General features: G+C 60.2%; 15 protein-coding genes. 7 read left to right on the forward strand and 8 right to left on the reverse strand.

Features of this window, described 5'->3' with window-relative positions; translation table 11 throughout:
* The 6 genes from ptsP to msbA form a co-directional block, all read left to right on the forward strand.
* Positions 1-1,380: phosphoenolpyruvate--protein phosphotransferase (gene ptsP / locus JHD64_RS06105; protein WP_199052605.1), on the forward strand; the 1,380-nt coding region annotated here is incomplete at its 5' end.
* 22 nt (positions 1,381-1,402) lie between these two features.
* Positions 1,403-2,485 (forward strand): putative lipopolysaccharide heptosyltransferase III, encoded by a 1,083-nt coding sequence (gene rfaQ, locus JHD64_RS06110; RefSeq protein WP_199052606.1) that lies wholly within the window; start codon positions 1,403-1,405, stop codon positions 2,483-2,485.
* Complete coding sequence (locus tag JHD64_RS06115; protein ID WP_199052607.1) at positions 2,482-3,633, forward strand: glycosyltransferase family 4 protein; 1,152 nt, start codon at positions 2,482-2,484, stop codon at positions 3,631-3,633. Before rfaQ ends, JHD64_RS06115 begins: the two co-directional genes overlap by 4 nt.
* A gap of 18 nt (positions 3,634-3,651) precedes the next feature.
* Positions 3,652-4,812, forward strand: a complete 1,161-nt coding sequence (locus JHD64_RS06120; RefSeq protein WP_199052608.1) for a glycosyltransferase family 9 protein — start codon at positions 3,652-3,654, stop codon at positions 4,810-4,812.
* Positions 4,805-5,914 carry a glycosyltransferase gene (locus JHD64_RS06125; RefSeq protein WP_199052609.1) on the forward strand — a complete coding sequence of 370 codons (1,110 nt, stop codon included), beginning with the start codon at positions 4,805-4,807 and terminating at the stop codon, positions 5,912-5,914. The genes JHD64_RS06120 and JHD64_RS06125 overlap by 8 nt, the downstream gene beginning before the upstream one ends.
* An 18-nt stretch (positions 5,915-5,932) precedes the next feature.
* Positions 5,933-7,684, forward strand: a complete 1,752-nt coding sequence (gene msbA, locus JHD64_RS06130) for a lipid A export permease/ATP-binding protein MsbA (RefSeq protein WP_233170361.1) — start codon at positions 5,933-5,935, stop codon at positions 7,682-7,684.
* A 74-nt stretch (positions 7,685-7,758) separates the two neighbouring features.
* Here msbA and JHD64_RS06135 read toward each other — a convergent pair whose 3' ends face one another.
* The 8 genes from JHD64_RS06135 to JHD64_RS06170 form a co-directional block, all read right to left on the reverse strand.
* Positions 7,759-8,142 (reverse strand): FimV family protein, encoded by a 384-nt coding sequence (locus JHD64_RS06135; RefSeq protein WP_239688495.1) that lies wholly within the window; start codon positions 8,140-8,142, stop codon positions 7,759-7,761.
* A 129-nt stretch (positions 8,143-8,271) separates the two neighbouring features.
* Positions 8,272-9,375, reverse strand: a complete 1,104-nt coding sequence (aroB, locus tag JHD64_RS06140; RefSeq protein ID WP_199052610.1) for a 3-dehydroquinate synthase — start codon at positions 9,373-9,375, stop codon at positions 8,272-8,274.
* A gap of 3 nt (positions 9,376-9,378) precedes the next feature.
* Complete coding sequence (aroK, locus tag JHD64_RS06145; RefSeq protein ID WP_110313454.1) at positions 9,379-9,921, reverse strand: shikimate kinase AroK; 543 nt, start codon at positions 9,919-9,921, stop codon at positions 9,379-9,381.
* Between the two features lie 66 nt (positions 9,922-9,987).
* Positions 9,988-12,108 carry a type IV pilus secretin PilQ gene (gene pilQ, locus JHD64_RS06150; RefSeq protein ID WP_199052611.1) on the reverse strand — a complete coding sequence of 707 codons (2,121 nt, stop codon included), beginning with the start codon at positions 12,106-12,108 and terminating at the stop codon, positions 9,988-9,990.
* Positions 12,108-12,632 (reverse strand): pilus assembly protein PilP, encoded by a 525-nt coding sequence (locus tag JHD64_RS06155; protein ID WP_059284434.1) that lies wholly within the window; start codon positions 12,630-12,632, stop codon positions 12,108-12,110. The genes pilQ and JHD64_RS06155 overlap by 1 nt, the downstream gene beginning before the upstream one ends.
* A gap of 7 nt (positions 12,633-12,639) precedes the next feature.
* Positions 12,640-13,260, reverse strand: coding sequence for a type 4a pilus biogenesis protein PilO (locus JHD64_RS06160; RefSeq protein ID WP_059284435.1), 621 nt, complete (start codon positions 13,258-13,260; stop codon positions 12,640-12,642).
* Positions 13,257-13,850 carry a PilN domain-containing protein gene (locus JHD64_RS06165; RefSeq protein WP_059284436.1) on the reverse strand — a complete coding sequence of 198 codons (594 nt, stop codon included), beginning with the start codon at positions 13,848-13,850 and terminating at the stop codon, positions 13,257-13,259. Before JHD64_RS06165 ends, JHD64_RS06160 begins: the two co-directional genes overlap by 4 nt.
* Positions 13,850-14,887 (reverse strand): pilus assembly protein PilM, encoded by a 1,038-nt coding sequence (locus tag JHD64_RS06170; RefSeq protein ID WP_233170362.1) that lies wholly within the window; start codon positions 14,885-14,887, stop codon positions 13,850-13,852. Before JHD64_RS06170 ends, JHD64_RS06165 begins: the two co-directional genes overlap by 1 nt.
* A 311-nt stretch (positions 14,888-15,198) precedes the next feature.
* Between JHD64_RS06170 and JHD64_RS06175 the strand changes: the two genes are divergently transcribed.
* The gene (locus JHD64_RS06175) at positions 15,199-17,454 is read left to right on the forward strand and encodes a penicillin-binding protein 1A (RefSeq protein WP_370540937.1); all 2,256 of its coding nucleotides are present in this window, start codon (positions 15,199-15,201) and stop codon (positions 17,452-17,454) included.
* Positions 17,455-17,713 lie beyond the last annotated feature (259 nt).

The raw sequence follows: 17,713 nt of genomic DNA on the forward strand, positions 1-17,713 counted from the left end.
ATCGAAGAAGACTACCTGCGCGAGCGCAAAAACGATGTGCTGCAGGTGGTGGAACGCATTTTCAAGAACCTGGACGGCCACGCCCCGCAATTGCCGGCTCCCGGCGATCTGCTGGACGATACCATTCTGGTGGCGCACGACCTGTCGCCGGCCGACATGGTGTATTTCAAGGATTCCAACTTCGCCGCCTTCGTCACCGACGTCGGCGGTGCCACCTCGCATACCGCCATTCTGGGGCGCAGCCTCGACCTGCCCTCGGTCATTGCGCTGCACCACGCACGCGAGCTGATCCGCGAAGAAGAACAGATCATCGTCGATGGTCAGCAGGGTGTGCTGATCGTCAACCCGGATGAGCTGGTACTCAGCGAATACCGTCGCCGCCAGCGTGCCTGGCGCGATGCCAAGCGCAAGCTGTCGTCCATCCGCAAATCCGATGCCAAAACCAAAGATGGCACGGTGATCGAACTGCTGGCCAATATCGAATTGCCGCAGGATGTGGAGGTGGTGAAGGGGTCCGGTGCGGTGGGCGTCGGCCTGTTCCGCAGCGAATTCCTGTTTCTGGGCCGTGACACCCTGCCTACCGAGGACGAACAGTTCGAGGCTTACCGCAAGGTGGCCGAAGACATGAAAGGCCTGCCGGTCACCATCCGCACCATGGACCTGGGGGCCGACAAGAATCCCAAGTGGCTGAACCACGATGTGGCCGATAACCCGGCGCTGGGCCTGACTGGCATCCGCCTGTGTCTGGCCGAACCCTTGATGTTCCGTGCCCAGTTGCGCGCGCTGTTGCGTGCCTCGCATTACGGCAAGGTCAAGATCCTGTTCCCCATGCTCAATTCGCTGGGCGAGCTCAAGCAGTCGATTGCCCAGCTGGATTACGCCAAGCAGGAGCTGCACGAAGAAGGCCTGCCATTCGATGAAAAGGTGGAAGTGGGGGCGATGATCGAAATCCCCTCCGCCGCGCTGGTGGTGGGCAGTTTCATCAAGCATGTGGATTTCCTGTCCATCGGCACCAACGACCTGATCCAGTACACCCTGGCCATCGACCGTAACGACGATTCGGTCAGCCACCTGTACGACCCGGTGCATCCGGCCGTGCTCAAGCTGATCCTGCATACCATCCGCACCGGCATCAAGGGTGGGGTGCCGGTGTCGGTATGCGGCGAAATGGCGGGCGACCCGCGCCTGACCCGCCTGCTGCTGGGCATGGGCCTGCGCAGGTTCTCCATGCATCCGGCCAGCCTGCTGGCGGTGAAACGCATGGTGCTCAACACCCATCTGGACGATATCGCGCCCATTGCGGGGCGCATGCTTCGATCCGAAGACCCTGATAAAATCGCCGATCTTTTGCAACTGCTGAATGTCGAGCCGGATGCCTGATCCGGCTTTTTTTACCTTATCTATGCTTAACGACTCCATCGATCTGAACCAGGTACGGCGCGTCTTGGTCATCAAACTGCGCCATCATGGGGATGTCCTGCTGACTTCTCCGGTATTTACCGTGCTGAAGCAGCAGGCTCCGCATCTGGAAATCGATGCACTGGTCTATCGCGACACGCAGGAAATGCTCAGCCTGCATCCGGCCATCAGCCAGTTGCACACTATCGACCGCAACTGGAAAAAGCTGGGCTTGTTCGGCCAGTGCAAGGCCGAACTGGGCTTGCTGACCCAATTGCGCCAGCGTCGTTACGACCTGGTCATCACCCTGACCGAACACAAGCGCGGGGCCTGGCTGGTGCGCCTGCTGTCACCGCGCTGGTCGGTGGGGCCGGATGGCCGCTATGGCAAGCTGTTTCGCAACAGCTTTACCCACCGCTACTTGCAGGTGCCGGGCAACCGCCGCCATACCATTGAAATCCATCTGGATGCGCTACGCCGCATTGGTGTGTATCCCTCAGTTGAGCAGCGTGTACTGACGCTGGTTCCCGGCCACAATGCCGAGGCCACGCTGGCGGCCAAGCTGGAACAACAAGGCTTGCAAGCCGGGCAGTACATTCTGGTCCACCCCACCTCACGCTGGCTGTTCAAAAGCTGGACGGTGGAAAACATGGCAGCGCTGATCAACACCCTGCAGCAACGCGGACTCAAGGTACTGCTGACTGCCGCCCCCAGTCCGGATGAAATGGCCATGCTGGGTGATATCCAGTCGCGTCTGACCAGCCCTGTCGCCAGCCTGGCGGGGCAGCTTACCCTGAAGGAACTGGCGGCAGCCATCGACCATGCCCGCCTGTATATCGGGGTGGATTCGGTGCCCATGCACATCGCCTCAGCGATGAAAACGCCTTGTGTGGCACTGTTCGGCCCATCGGGCGACATCGAGTGGGGGCCGTGGCAAGTGCCGCATCGGGTGGTGGCCGCCAAGGTCGCTTGCCGGCCCTGTGGCAATGCCGGTTGCGGTGGCGGCTGGAACAGCGAATGCCTGAACCTGATCAGTCTGCAACAAGTGCTGGATGCGGTGGATGTGGTACTGGGAGAAAGCGCATGACCCGGCTGGCCATCATCCGGCAGAAATACAATCCGGCCGGTGGTGCCGAGCGTATCGTCAGTGCGATTCTAGGCCAACTCAAACATCAGTCTGCGTTGGAGCCGGTACTGATCAATCGCAATTGGGAACAACTGGATGGCGTGGCGGTCTGCCGCGTCAACCCTTTCTATCTGGGTAGCATCTGGCGCGACTGGGGCTTCGCCCGCGCCGCCCAGCGGGCATGGAAGCGGGTCGGCGCGGATCTGGTGCAGTCGCACGAGCGCATTCCCGGCTGCCATGTGTTCCGTGCCGGCGACGGTGTACATGCTGCCTGGCTGGATGCTCGTGCCGTGGGTAAAGGCTGGTGGCACAAGCTGTCGGTCTGGTGCAATCCCTATCACCATTTCATGCTGCGCATGGAGCGTGCCATGTTCAGTCATCCGGACCTGCGTGCGGTGATCTGCATTTCCGAAATGGTGAAGCAGGATGTCTTGCAGCGCTTCCCGGTCAGGCCGGAGCAGTGCGTGGTGATCCATAATGGCGTGGATTGCGTGCGCTTCAATCCAACGGCAGCGCGTGAGCGTCGTGCAGCTCTGCGTGAACAATATGGTATTGCCGCTGATGCACCGGTATTGGTCTACGTCGGCTCAGGGTTCGAACGCAAGGGCGTGGCCCAAGCTATCCGTGCCATTGTGCCGCATGCGGAGGTGCACCTGGTGGTGGTGGGGGGCGACAAGAAGCTGGCGGCATACCGGCAACTCGCCCATGCCTTGGGCGTGGCCGGTCGTGTACATTTCACCGGCCCGCAAAAAGATGTGCTCAGTCATTACGGCATGGCTGATGGTTTCATCCTGCCCACGCTGTACGAACCGTTTGGCTCGGTGGTGGCCGAGGCCATGGCTTGCGGCTTGCCGGTGCTCACCAGTACTCGCTGTGGTGGGGGCGAATGTGTGACGCCGGGAGTGACCGGCTGGCTGGCCCAGCCACAGGATGCTGTGGCCTGGCAGCACAATGTTGGCGCCTGGCTGGCGGCAAGGGCGCAGTGGCCCCGGATGGCCGAACAAGCCCGTGCCCGTGTGCTGGTGCAGACCGAGCAGCATATGGTGGAACAAATGATGTCTTTGTATAGCCGCTTGCTACAAGCCAGCGGCAAGAAAAATATTGATTGACTCAGTGGGGCGGGAAAGATGAGGGAGAGCCGTTTTCCGGGCAGGGCGCTGATATTCCTGTCCTTGCTGCTGCGCCTGCCATTTCAATGGCGGCGATGCAAACCGCAGCCGGCGAAGGTCAGTCGCATCCTGATCCTGCATCAGTTTCTGCTGGGTGATGCCTTGATGGCGACCAGCTTGCTGGCGAAGGCGCGCGAACAATATCCGCTGGCCGATATTGTCATGGCCTGCCCACCCGGTCAGGCCGCATTGTATGCAGGTCAACCTTATGGTGTGCGGGCCTTTGGCTGGCATATCCGCAACTTTGCCTCGATATGCCAATTGTTTGCCATGCCGCGCTTTGACCTGGTGTTGCTGATGGGCGAAAACCGGCTGAGTTATCTGGCACGGGCCATCGGGGCGCGCTGGATTGTCGGTTTCGCCGGTGAACAACCCGCCCACAAGAACTGGCTGCTGGATGAGGCAGTACCCTATGCGCAAGAGCCTGAAGCGTGGACTGATACTGCTGCGTGTTTGATAGAGGGGCCGGAGCCTCGTCCCTACCGCGTGGAAGACTGGCCCATGCCGCCGCAGAGCCTGCCCGACTTGCCGGATAACTACATCGTGCTGCATGTGGGGGCCAGCTCGGCTACCCGCTTCTGGCCTGCGGCACACTGGCAGGTTCTGGCAGATGCCATTCGTGCGGCCCAGCTGTCGGTGGTATGGTCTTGCGGGCCGGGCGAGGATGCCCTGCTGCGTGAAATCGACCCGCCGGCCTGTGATGTACGCATGGCTGGTTGTCTGAGCCTGTTGCAGTTACGCCAGCTGCTGGCTGGCGCGCGTGCCTGTGTTTGCCCTGATACCGGGGTGGCGCATCTGGCCAAGGTAGCCGGCACGCCATTGCTGATGCTGTTTGGCCCGGGCAGCGAGGTGTTGTTTGGTGCCAGCCGTTTCTTTGCGCATTATCACTGTCTGGGGGTGGGGCCTGCCATCTTCCCCTGCCGTAACCAGCGCAGTGTGCACCATCGCGACGTGGACTGGGCTTTGCGCTGTTTCCGCCGTTTTGGCAATGGTGCCAATGCATGTCGTCGTGCCCTGTGCATGGAAGCCATCAGTGCGACTGCCGCATGGCAAACCCTGCAACAGTTGCTGCAGATCAGCCAGACAGCTGGCGCTGCGGAAGGAACAGATCATGACTGACTGGGTGTTGTTTACCGAGTCATCCGACAATGTGGGTGGCCAGGAGCTGCAACTGATGCAGCAAATGCGCCAGATGCAGACACACGGCCTGCGCACCATGCTGGCCTGCCGTCCTGGTAGCCGGGTAGAGCAGGTGGCCTTGCAACAAGGGCTGTCGGTGTTGCCGGTGCGTTTCCGTAACAGCCTGCACCTGCCGTCCATTGGCATTTTGCGACGCTGGATCAGCCGGCATCAGCCGCGCCTGGCCATTTGCCACAGCGGGCATGACAGCAATAATCTGGCCATCGCCGCGCGCCTGGTATGGCGCCGCCCGTTCTTGCTGCGTTCGCGTACCTATCAGCCGGGCAAGCCGTCTGCATGGTCGTATAACCGGCTGGTGGATGCCACCATGGTGCCCAGTCAGTACCTGCGTGATGCCTTGCTGCAGAATCCGGCCATCCGGCCCGAGCGCATCCACGTAGTGTATCCGGGGATAGACTTTGTCGGGCTGGATGCCGCCGTTGATCAGGTGGTGCCGCCTCATATCGCCAGCTGGCTGGCGGCAGATGACCGCCCGGTGCTGCTGCATGCTGCCATGCTGCGCGGCGAAAAGGGGCATCTGACCATCCTGCAAGCAATGCATATCTTGCGTGACAGCCATCCGTACTGGCGCTATCTGGTGGCCGGTGATGGGGTGGCCAGACCAGACATCGAAGCCGAAATCCAGCGCTTGGGCTTGCAGCAGCGTGTGCTGCTGGCCGGTGTGGTCTCTCCGGTGGCACCGCTGTATCGGCGGGCCGACCTGCTGCTGATGCCATCCACTTACGAGCCGCTGGGCATGTCGCAGATCGAAGCGCTGGCCTTGCATTGCCCGGTACTGGCCAGCCATACCGGCGGCATTCCAGAAACAGTAACACATGGCCAGACCGGCACCCTGGTGGAGGCTGGCAACGCTCAGGCCTGGGCCGACGCGATTGCCAGTGCGCTGGATACCATGCCGCAGCAGCGTGCCATGGCGGCAGCCGGTGCGCTTGATGTCCGGCAACGCTTTGCTCCGGACAGCAATCTGCAGCAGATCATGGCCTTGAGCGGGCTTTCCGGCCTGCTGGCCGTATCACATTGAACCGATTGGACTATCAACTTGAAACATAGCTGGCCCATCTACCGCCGCCTGCTGGGTTATCTGGCCCAGTACTGGAAGGTTTTCGCCCTGTCCTTGGTCTCCATGACCATTGCCGCCCTGACCGAGCCGGCGTTTGCCCGCCTGATGAAGCCGTTGATTGACGGCGGCTTTGTCAACAAGGACCCGAAGGCCATTGTCTGGGTGCCGATGGCCATCGTCGGGGTATTCCTGGTGCGCGGCATCACCAGTTTCATCAACGAATACACCTCCAGCTGGCTGGCCGGGCATCTGGTGCAAACCCTGCGCCAGCAAATGTTTGCCAAGATGCTGCGTCTGCCGGTGCCGTATTACGCCGACAATCAGTCCGGCCGTCTGGTGTCGCGTATTTCCTTTGACGTCAACCAGGTGACCGAGGCGGGTTTCAATGTCATCACCGTCACGGTAAAAGACGGGGTGACTGCGGTCAGCCTGCTGGCCTGGCTGCTGTATATCGACTGGCAGCTGACCATCATCTGCTTGGTGGTGATGCCGGTGGTGACGGTGTGCATGCGCATGGTGGCCAAACGCCTGCGTGGCCTGGCGCTGGAGAATCAGCAGCACATGGCAGACCTGACCCAGATTCTGGGCGAGGGGGTGGATTGTCAGAAAGTGATCAAGGTTTATGGTGGCGAAGAATACGAAGAAAGCCGCTTTAACGAGGCGGCGCAGGCCATCCGTCGTAACGGGGTGAAGCAGAGCGCCGCCAGTTCGGCCAATACCGGGGTGACCCAGCTGATGATTGCCTGTGCGCTGGCCGCCATTCTGTATTTTGCTGCCTTGCGCGCCCAGCATGGTTCGTTCACCGCGGGTGACTTCATGTCCTTCCTTACCGCCATGATGCTGCTGTTTGCACCGGTGAAACGGATTACCGGCATTTCCCAGGCCATGCAGCGTGGCCTGGCGGCGGCGCAAAGTGTGTTCACTTTCCTGGACGAACCGGGCGAGCCGGATCATGGCACCCGCCGTCTACCGCAAACTCAGGGGCGCCTGCGTTTTGACAAGGTGTCCTTCCGCTATCCGAATGCCGAACGCGATGTGTTGCAGCAGGTCAGCCTGGAGGTGAACTCGGGTGAAACCGTGGCGCTGGTGGGCTCTTCCGGCAGCGGAAAAACCACGCTGGTCAGCCTGATTCCGCGTTTTTACGAGCCCTTGTCCGGGCGGATCACTCTGGATGGCATTGCGCTGGACGACATCGTCCTGGCTGATCTGCGCCATCACATCGCCATGGTGAGCCAGGATGTGGTGCTGTTTAACGATACCGTGGCAGCAAACATTGCCTATGGTGCACGCGACAATATCAGTCGTGAGCAGATCATCGAAGCGGCGCGTGCGGCGAATGCGCTGGAGTTCATTGAGGCCATGCCGCAGGGCCTGGACACGCAGATTGGTGAAAACGGGGTGCGATTGTCTGGCGGTCAGCGTCAACGTCTGGCCATTGCCCGTGCCCTGCTGAAGAATGCCCCCTTGCTGATTCTGGATGAAGCGACTTCGGCGCTGGATACCCAGTCGGAGCGGCTGGTGCAGGCGGCGTTGGAGAACCTGATGAAGAATCGCACCACCATCGTCATCGCCCATCGCCTGTCCACCATCGAAAACGCCGATCGCATCATCGTGATGCATCAGGGGCGGGTGGCGGAACAGGGGAGTCATCAGCAATTGATGTTGCAGGATGGGCTGTATGCCCGCTTGCACAGTCTGCAGTTCCGGGAGCCCGAGGCCGGGGCCGTCTGATGATGTGAGTGGCCGGGTAAACAAAACAGGCTGCCGTGAGGCAGCCTGTTTTCATGATGCTGGCAGCGCGCGTATCAGGCCTTGGCCGCAAACAGGGGGTCCTGCGGAGCCAGCTGGCGGCCCGCCTCCTGGATGGTGCGCCATACCGGCTGATCCTTCACCTGGGCCTGGATGTCCCGCGCAAGGCGGCAGTAGGCCTTGCCATTGCCTTCGGAGGAATAGGCTCGCAGCAGCGTGACCTTGATCGACAGATTGTGCGGCTCGTCCTTCATGGCGTCCTTGAGGACCCGCACCGCATCAGCGCTACGGCCATAAGCCAGGAAAACCTCGGCTTCGCCCACTGGGTCGATGCCACGGGCGCGCGGCTTTTTATATGTCGCCTTGCGCCACAGCTGACGGGCAAGGTAGTAAGTGCTCATCAGGCCGAAACTGGCCGTCAATGCGGTAATGGCATCCACCTGGGCTTCCCTCCGAGATTCTCTCTCTGCTTGAATTATGCAGTCGATTATTCGGGTAGCCGCACCTCACCGCAATCCGTAGAACTCCTTAATGGCGTAAAGGTTTTATCTGTTCCGGGCGGGCGTGGCTTACTGCAGTGCCAGTGTCGGGTCGATATGCGGGCTGTGGAACAGCGACTCCAGCAGGGGGGCCGGCAGTCCGGGCTGGATGACGGCCTGCCCCAGTTTCTTGAGCAGCACAAAGCGGATGACGCCGCTTTCGACCTTTTTGTCGTGACCCATGTGGCGCAGCCACTCTGCTGCGCCAAAGTCCGGGCTGCGTACTGGCAGGCCGGCTGCCGCAATCAAGGCCTGCACGCGGGCCACGTCCTCCTCTGTCAGCCAGCCCAGGGCTTGCGAGGCGGCGGCGGCCAGCACCATGCCGGCGCCTACTGCTTCGCCATGCAGCCATTGGCCATAGCCCAGGCCGGCTTCAATGGCATGGCCGAAGGTGTGGCCCAGGTTGAGCAGGGCACGTACGCCCTGTTCCTTTTCATCCTGGCCGACAATCTCGGCTTTCATTTCGCAGGAACGGCGTACGGCGTATTGCAGCGCAGCCGGGTCGCGTGCACGCAGTTGGTCCATATTGGCTTCCAGCCAGCCAAGGAAGTCGATATCACCCAGCAAGCCGTATTTGATGATTTCGGCAATGCCGGCGGACAGTTCGCGTTCCGGCAGGGTGGCGAGCAGGTCCATGTCGGCCAGCACCAGTCTGGGCTGGTAGAAGGCGCCAATCATGTTTTTGCCCAGCGGGTGGTTGATGGCGGTCTTGCCTCCCACCGAGGAGTCCACCTGCGCCAGCAAGGTGGTGGGAATCTGGATGAAGGGGGCACCGCGCTGATAGCAGGCAGCGGCAAAGCCGGTCATGTCGCCGATCACGCCGCCACCCAGGGCAATCAGCGTGGTCTTGCGCTCGGCATTGGCAGCCAGCAGTGCGTCGAAGATCAGGTTCAGCGTTTGCCAGTTCTTGTGCTCTTCTCCATCCGGCAGCACCACCGGAATGGTGCGGACGCCATGCTGTTCCAGCTGCTGGGTGAGACGCTGCAGATAGAGCGGGGCGACGACCTCATTGGTGATGATGGCCACCTGCGGGATGGGCAGGTGGGGCAGGATCAGTTCGACCTGATCGAGCAGTCCGTGGCCAATGTGAATGGGGTAGCGGGTGTCCGGCAAGGTCAGGTCGAGCGTGATCATGGGTCAGGTCTTGGCTGGGATGTGATGCAGCTGATCGAGCAGGCGGCTGACCAGCAGGTTGACGTTTTGCTGCGAGGTATCGACCACGATGTCGGCCACTTCGCGATACAGCGGGTCGCGCTGTTCCAGCAGGCTTTGCAGCTTGGCGCGCGGATCGGCAATTTGCAGCAGGGGACGGTTCTTGTCGTGCATGGTGCGGGCCAGCAGGTCGTCGATGGATGCCCGCAAATAGATCACCACACCGTGACGGGCCAGTTCGGCGCGGTTTTCCGGCCGCAGTACTGCACCACCACCGGTGGCCAGCACGATATTGTTCATTCTGACCAGATCGGCAATGACCGAGCTTTCCCGGTCGCGAAAGCGCAGCTCGCCTTCGATATCGAATATGGTGGCAACGCGAACACCGGTGCGCGCCTCGATTTCATGATCCGAGTCGTAGAAGGTTTTGCCGGTCTTGCGCGCCAGGGCTCTGCCAACGGTGGTCTTGCCGGCGCCCATCAGCCCGACAAGAAAAAAATTGCCTGCCATGTTCTCCATGGCAGGCATTGTAGCTGATGCAGGCTGGGTCTGTCTGCGCGGGCCGACGACAAAATCGCTTGCCCGGGTTCGTTCTCAGCGGTTTTGCAGGTTCAGGTCTTCCACCACACGCGGGGTGATGAAAACCAGCAGCTCCGTGCGGTTGTTCTTCTCCACCTTGCTGCGGAACAGCGCACCAAGGAAGGGGATGTCACCCAGCAGCGGAACCTTGTTGGTGGTGTTGTCCAGCGTCTGCTGATAAATGCCGCCAATCACCACGGTGCCACCGTTTTCCACCATCACCTGCGTCTTGACTACCTTGGTGTCGATGGCCGGGGTACTGTTGACGATAAGGGTGCTGTTGACCGTGTCCTTGTTGATCTGGATTTCCATCAGCACGCGGTTGTCGGGGGTGATCTGCGGGGTCACCTTCAGGCTAAGGTTGGCCTTTTTGAACGAAACCGAGGTGGCGCCGCTGGAGCTGGCCTCCTGGTAGGGGATTTCCGTGCCTTGTTCGATGCTGGCTTCCACCCGGTCGGCAGTCATGATCCGTGGATTAGCCAGCACCTTGCCCTTGTCGCCGCTCTCCATTGCATCCAGTTCCAGTCCGATGGCGGCACGTGAGCCGGCCCCAAACACTGCGCCGATGGAGTTGTAGGTGCCGGACAAGCCCAGGTTGACCCCGGAATTGAGCGGAATGGTGCCGGTGGTGGCACCGGTGCCGATATTGTGGCTGGTGATGGCGTCGGCAACGCTACCGCCCAGGCTGAAGCCGGATCCTGCCCTGGCCACATTGAGCTTCACCCCCAGGCTCTTGCTCCAGTCATCGGTGGCTTCGACGATGCGTGCTTCGATCAGTACCTGCTTGACCGGGATATCAGTCTTGATGATCAGATCGCGGATCTTGTCGATCACGCTTTGCGTGTCGTTGATGATCAGCGTATTGGTTTTCGGATCGATCAGCGCACTGCCACGCGAAGAGAGCAGTCCGTTATTGGCCGTATTGTTGGTACCGCTGGTGGTACTGCTGCCGTCCAGAATCTTCTTGAAGTCCTCGGCCGAACGATAACGCAATACAAAGGTTTCCGAGCGTACCGGCTCCAGTGCCGTCAGCTGCTGCTTGCCTTCCAGTATCTGTTTGTCGCGCGCCAATAGTTCTTCACGCGGGGCGATATTGATGATGTTGCCGTTGCGGCGCTGGTCCAGTCCCTTGGTCTGCAAGATCAGGTCCAGTGCCTGGTCCCATGGCACGTCTTTCAGGCGCAGGGTGATATTGCCGGTGACCGAGTCGCTGGTGACAATGTTCAGGCCGGTAAATTCGGCAATCACCTGCAAGACCGTGCGCACTTCGATGTTCTGGAAATTGAGCGACAGCTTGTCGCCCTTGTATTGTGGCTTGCTGTTCAGTTCGTTCTTGCTGGCGCTTTCCACCACGGCCTTGCGTACTTCCACCACCAGCTTGCGTTCGGTCTGGTAGGAGGAGAACTCCCAGTCGCCTTGTGGCTGGATCAGAATGCGGCTGTTGCGCCCCTGATTGCTGGCGATCACCTTGTCCACCGGGGTGGCGAAGTCGCTGACATCCATGCGCTTCTCCAGGGTGCGCGGCAGATTGGCACTCATCACGTCGAGTACCAGGTCTTTGCCGTCGCGCCGTACATCCACCGGCGTATTGGCGGCAGGAAGGGTGATTTCCACCCGGCCTTCACCGCCCTTGCCCCGGCGGAAGTCCAGCCCCAGCGGAGTGGTGGCCACGGTGGCCTGGGCCGTGGCTTCACTGGCAGCCGTGCTGTTGACGGGAGCCTGTTCCTGCGAAGTGGCATTCTGCTGTACCGGCGTCATGCTGTTGCCGATGCGGACCAGCAGCTTGTTGCCGGACAGGGTGGTGCTGTAGCTCACATTGTGGGCCAGGTTCAGCACCAGCCGCGAGCGGCCATTGGCTTCCACCGCCACGGCAGACTTGATGATGGGGTTGCCCAGATCGACGAAATTCTTTGGCAGCTTGACCTGGGTGTCGGCAAAGTCGAAGGCAACCCGTGCCGGATTGGCGATGGCGAAGCTGTTGGGCTTGATGGCCGGGCCATCGAAGGTGACTTGCAGCAACTGGCTGTCGCCATCGCTCTGGGCTACGTCGATCGCCGTAATGGATGCGGCATGGGCAACGGAAAACGCGATGGACAGACCCAGCCCGGATAACAGTTTGATTGAATGGTTTTTCATTATTTCTGCCCTTGTTCATCCAGGTACATGCTGGTTTCGCGTTGTACCCATTCTCCGTTCAGATCTTCCACGGTCTCGGAAAGCACGAGTTCGGTATCGCTGATGCGCTTGACCTGGCCAAAGTTGGGGCCGATGAAGTTGCCCGGCTGCACGCGATAGATGCTGCCTTCCGGGGTGCGGATCAGTGCATAGCTGATGCCGTTGCGCTTGAGCAGGCCGACCATCTTCAGCTTGTCCAGATCATAGTTTTCCAGTAGTTCGCGTGGCCGCTTGAAGTCCGGCGCATTGGCCGCGTTCTGTTTCTTGGCCATTTGCAGCTTGATGGGGTTGAATGGATCGGGCAGGTCAAAGGCGCTGTAGGCAAAGGGCTGGTAGGCCTGTGCCTGGGGCAAGGGGTCGATCTGCCCGCGCAGGCCTTGACTGGCCTGCTGCATCCAGGCGCGCAAGTCGTCGGTGTTGCCAGCGCCGCAGGCACTGAGCAGCAGTGGGCACAGCAGGGCGGCGAGAGTCGGTTTCAGTGTCATTTCACTCTCACTTCTTCGGCGGCTGGGCCGCGGCCATGCGTTCTTCCGGTTCGAGCGCGCGATAGGTTTTGGCTGTGGCTTCCATCGTCATGCGCGCGGCGTCCTTGCCCTGACCTGGTGTCAGGCTGATGTCGCCAATGGTGACAATGCGCGACAGTTGCGCCACATCGCTGACAAAAGCCGCCAGGTCGGAGTAGCTGCCGGTCAGTCTGATGGCAATGGGGACCTCCGCCATTTCCGCCGTTTTGACCTCACCGTTGGGGCGGAACAACTCGAACTGCAGGCCGCGGCCGATGCCGGCCTGGTTGATTTCAGTCAGCAGGGCGTCCATGTCCGCCTTGGTAGGCAGTTGCTTGAGCAGTGCGCCAAACGACAGCTGGATTTCTTTCAGCTGCTGTTGCAGGGCTTCCAGATTGATGGCCTGGCGCTTTTTGTCGATGAAAGTCTGCTTGAGTTGTTCTTCCTGCTGATGGGCGTTGTTCAGCTTGTCCATCTGGTCGCTCAGCACAAAGAAATAGCCCAGAAACAGAAAAACCCCGGCCATGAAGGTGAGCACGACCAGCTGTGCCGGCAGTGGCCAGTTGGGCATGTCCTTGGGGTCGAGATTGCGGAACTCGTCTAGGGTCATGGCTTGGCTCCCTGCGCTGCCACCTGGCTGGCTGGCGCACTGGCGGCAGCCGGCAGTTTCAGCGTGCTGGTAAGGCTGAACTCGCTGACGCGCTGGTTATTGACCACGGCCGACTTCACCTCGATCAGTTGTGGTTCGTTGAAGATCTGCGATTGCGCCAGGGTGCGCATGTAGTTGGATACCCGCGCACCGGACAGGCCGTAGCCGGAGAAGGAGAAGGTGTTGCCGCTCTGCTTGAAGCTCTTGAGATAGATGCCATCCGGCGTCTGCCGCAGCAGCTGGTCGAACACATGCACGGCGTCATTGCGCCCTTGCTGCAGTCTTTCCACCAGTTGTTTGCGCGCCAGCAGGTCGTCGCGCTGCTTTTTCAGCATGCCGATATCCTTGATCTGCTGGTTGAGCTTGGTGATTTCCGCTTGCAGGAACTGATTGCGTTCATCCTGGCGCGACTGGCGGGCGTCCAGCACGAAATAGCTGATACCGATGATCAGCAGGGCGGCAGCCACCGCACAGCCCAGTAATAACTGGAAACGCAGGCGATGGGCGGCTTTTTTCTGCTCGCGGTGCGGCAGGAGGTTGATGCGTATCATCAGTCAAACCTCCGCATGGCCAGACCGCAGGCAATCAGCAGTGCCGGTGCATCGAGCAACAGTTCTTTCAGGCGGATCGAGCTGGATTGCACCATGGAGGTGAACGGATTGGCGATCATGGTGCTGATCTGGGTGCGGGAAGCCACCGCGTCATCCAGGCCCGGCAGCATGCTGCAGCCTCCACCCAGCAGGATGTAGTCCACGCGCAGGTATTGCGACACGCTGACCGTGGTGTAGAAAAATTGCAGCGCTCGCTGGATTTCCTGCGCCAGCGAGTCGACAAAGGGATGCATCAGTTCCGATTCGTAGCCATCCGGCATGGCCATGCTGCGCTTGCCGTTTTCGGCTTCGTCAAAGCTGATGCCGTAGCGGCGCTGGATGTCACGCGTCAGTTGCTGTCCACCAAAAACCTGTTCGCGATAGTAGATCTGCTGGCCATTCCGGATGACGTTGCAATGAATTTTGGTGGCGCCGATATCAAACAGCGCGAATGTCTGATTCATGCCGTGATCGGGCAATTGCTGCTGGATCTGCTCGAAAGCGGTCATCATGGCAAATGACTCAACATCCACCAGCTGGGCGCGCAGGCCGGCCATTTCCACCACGGCCACCCGTTCTTCCACTTTTTCCTTGCGGGCAGCACACAGCAGTACTTCCAGATCATCCAGGCTGCTGCTGGAGGGCCCCAGCACCTGGTAATCCAGATTCACCTCTTCCAGCGGGAAGGGAATGATCTGGTTGGCTTCCGATTCGATCATGCCTTCCATGTCTTCGGACTGGCTGACCGGTACCAACAGTTTTTTGTAAATCGCCATCGAGGTGGGAATGGCGATGGCGACGTTCTTGATCGGACTGCCCAGACGCTTCCAGGCCTTGCGCACCGCCTCGGAAATACCTTCGATATCGACCAGGTTGCCTTCGGAAACCGCTTCCTTGGGCAGGGCTTCTATGACGTAACGCTCAATCTGATAATTCTTGCCGGATCTGGAAAGCTCGACTAGCTTGATGGACGTGGTGCTGATATCAAGACCGAGCAAGGGAACACTCTTGGACTTCCCCAATCCAAGCTGATCCAGCCAATCTGTCCCGAACCGTAATTTGTCGGATAGCATCAGTTAAGGCCCCGAAAAGGTCTAGTGCGACAGTTTTTGCACCATCGCGGTCAATGTTTGTCTTGCTCATTCTCACAAGACGTTATAATCCGCTTTCTTCCGAAAGCCTATTTGTAATTATGTTCAAACGACTTCTTGCGATTTTGGCCGGTCTGGTTATTGGTGGGGCCGTTCTGGCAGCCGGTGCGGCAGCCATTGCGATCATCATAACCTACCCGCGTTTGCCAAGTCTTGATGTGCTCACGGATTACCGTCCAAAAATTCCACTGCGCGTCTACTCGGCGGATGGCCAGTTGCTGGGTGAGTTTGGCGAGGAGCGTCGCTCCTTTGCCCGCATCCATGAAGTCCCGCAGCTGATGAAGCAAGCCTTGCTGGCTGCCGAAGACGAGCGATTCTACCAGCATAGCGGCGTGGATTACGTCGGTGTCATGCGTGCCGCCGTCGGCAATCTGGTGTCCGGTCACGCCCGTTCCGGTGCCAGTACCATCACCATGCAGGTGGCCAAGAACTTCTTTCTGTCCAGTGAAAAGACTTTCACGCGTAAGTTTAATGAAGCCTTGCTCGCTTTCAAAATCGAACATACGCTTTCCAAGGATCAGATTCTCGAGCTGTACTTCAATCAGATCTATCTTGGGCAGCGTGCTTACGGTTTTTCTGCCGCGGCACAGGCTTATTTCGGCAAGCCCATCACCGACTTGAGCGTGGCCGAGATGGCGATGCTGGCGGGTCTGCCCAAGGCCCCGTCGGCATATAACCCCATCGTCAATCCCGACCGTGCCCGGCTGCGCCAGCAGTATGTGCTGCGCCGCATGCGCGAGCTCAACTTCATTACCCAGGACCAGTATGACGCTGCCGTAAAAGAGCCACTGCGGCTGGCCAGCGCCACGGTCGACAGCAACCAGCCGGCCCTGTATGTGGCGGAAATGGTGCGTCAGGCCATGTACGAGCGCTATAAGGATGCGGCCTACACCGAGGGCTACAAGGTGTACACCACGCTGGACAGCCATCACCAGCAATGGGCCTATGATGCGCTGCGTGCCGGCCTGCTCGACTTTGATCGCAAGCAGGGTTACCGCGCACCGGAAAGCTATATCGATCTGGCCTCGGCGGAAGGGGAAGACCAGACCGAAGCGCTGGATGATGCACTGTCTGAAATTCGCGACAGCGGCGACATGCAGGCGGCCATTGTCTTGTCGGCCAGTCCGTCCGAAGTACGAGCCTATATGCGCGGCGGCAAGGTGGCGGTCATCAAGGGGGCGGGGCTGGAGTTTGCCCGGCGCGCGCTCAATCCCAAGCTGGCAGCCGACAAGCAGATTCGCCGTGGTGCGGTGATTCGTGTGCGTGCCAATGACAAGGGCTACTGGGAAATCGTGCAGATGCCGGATGTCGAAGGGGCATTTGTCTCGATGGATCCGCGTAGCGGTGCCATCAAGTCGCTGGTGGGCGGCTTCGACTTCAACCGTCGCAGCTTCAATCACGTCACCCAGGCCTGGCGTCAGCCCGGCTCCACCTTCAAACCATTCATCTACTCCTCTGGCATCGAGCGTGGGGTGACGCCGTCCACCCTGTTCAACGATGCCCCGCTCACCGTGCCGGGTGCACCCGGTTCGCCCAGCTGGGAGCCGAAGAACGATGATGGCAAGTTTGCCGGCCTGATCAGCCTGCGCCGCGCGCTGACCCAGTCGAAGAACCTGGTGTCGGTGCGGCTGCTGATGGCGGTGGGGACGGATTATGCCCAGCAATACATCCAGCGCTTTGGTTTCTCGCCCAAGCAGCATCCGGCCTACCTGACCATGGCACTGGGCGCCGGTGCGGCCACGCCGCTGCAGATGGCCGAGGGCTATTCGGTGTTCTCCAATGGTGGCTACCGTATCAAGGCCTTCTTCATTGACCGCATCGAAGACCAGTCCGGCCATGTGCTGGCCAAGACCCAGCCGGCTATCGCCGGTCAGAACGCCACCCAGGCCATCGATCCGCGTAACGCCTTCATCATGACTTCCATGCTGAAGGACGTGGTGCGCTACGGTACGGCGGCCAAGGCCATGAGCCTGGGGCGCATGGATCTGGCCGGCAAGACCGGTACCACCAGCGACTGGAAGGATGCCTGGTTTGTCGGCTTCAATCCCAACCTGGTAGCGGCTACCTGGGTGGGCTACGATCAGCCGCGCTCGCTCGGCCGTTACGGCTATGGCGGTACGGCGGCCTTGCCGGTATGGATGAACTATATGGCCAATGCGCTCAAGGGCGTGCCCGAGGTGGAACTGCCGGTGCCGGCTGGCATCGTGGTGAAGCCGGGTGCCGGCCAGCGTGGTGGCGACGAGTACTACTATGAAGAGTTCCAGAAAACCAATCCGGAGCTGAAGATCGACAATCACGGCACGGTACCGGGCAGCAATGCCTCGGATGCCGCGGCAGATGATGTGACCGCCAAGGACCCGAATGCCCCTGCGGCCAAGGATGCGGTGGAAAACGTCAAGGAGTTGCTGTTCTAGCCGCCCCCGGCTGGCGCAGCTTGCCAGCTGCCTGATTCGGATCGCTCGCCCGCCCTGCCATGCAGGGCGGTTTTTTTTGTGGGCGACCACGGCCTTGCCATGCATTATCTGCATGTCAGCCAGCCCGCAGCAGCCGGCAGGCCGCGCCAGCTGGGCTGGGCTGGTGTGATGGCTTCATGCCGATTAACATCTATAAACATGTTGGCTATAGGCAGTGTCATGTCGATTGCCTATCATCGCCACTTGTTTCAGGGTGGGC

This window comes from Aquitalea sp. ASV15, from assembly GCF_016429115.1.
Lineage (GTDB): Bacteria > Pseudomonadota > Gammaproteobacteria > Burkholderiales > Chromobacteriaceae > Aquitalea > Aquitalea magnusonii.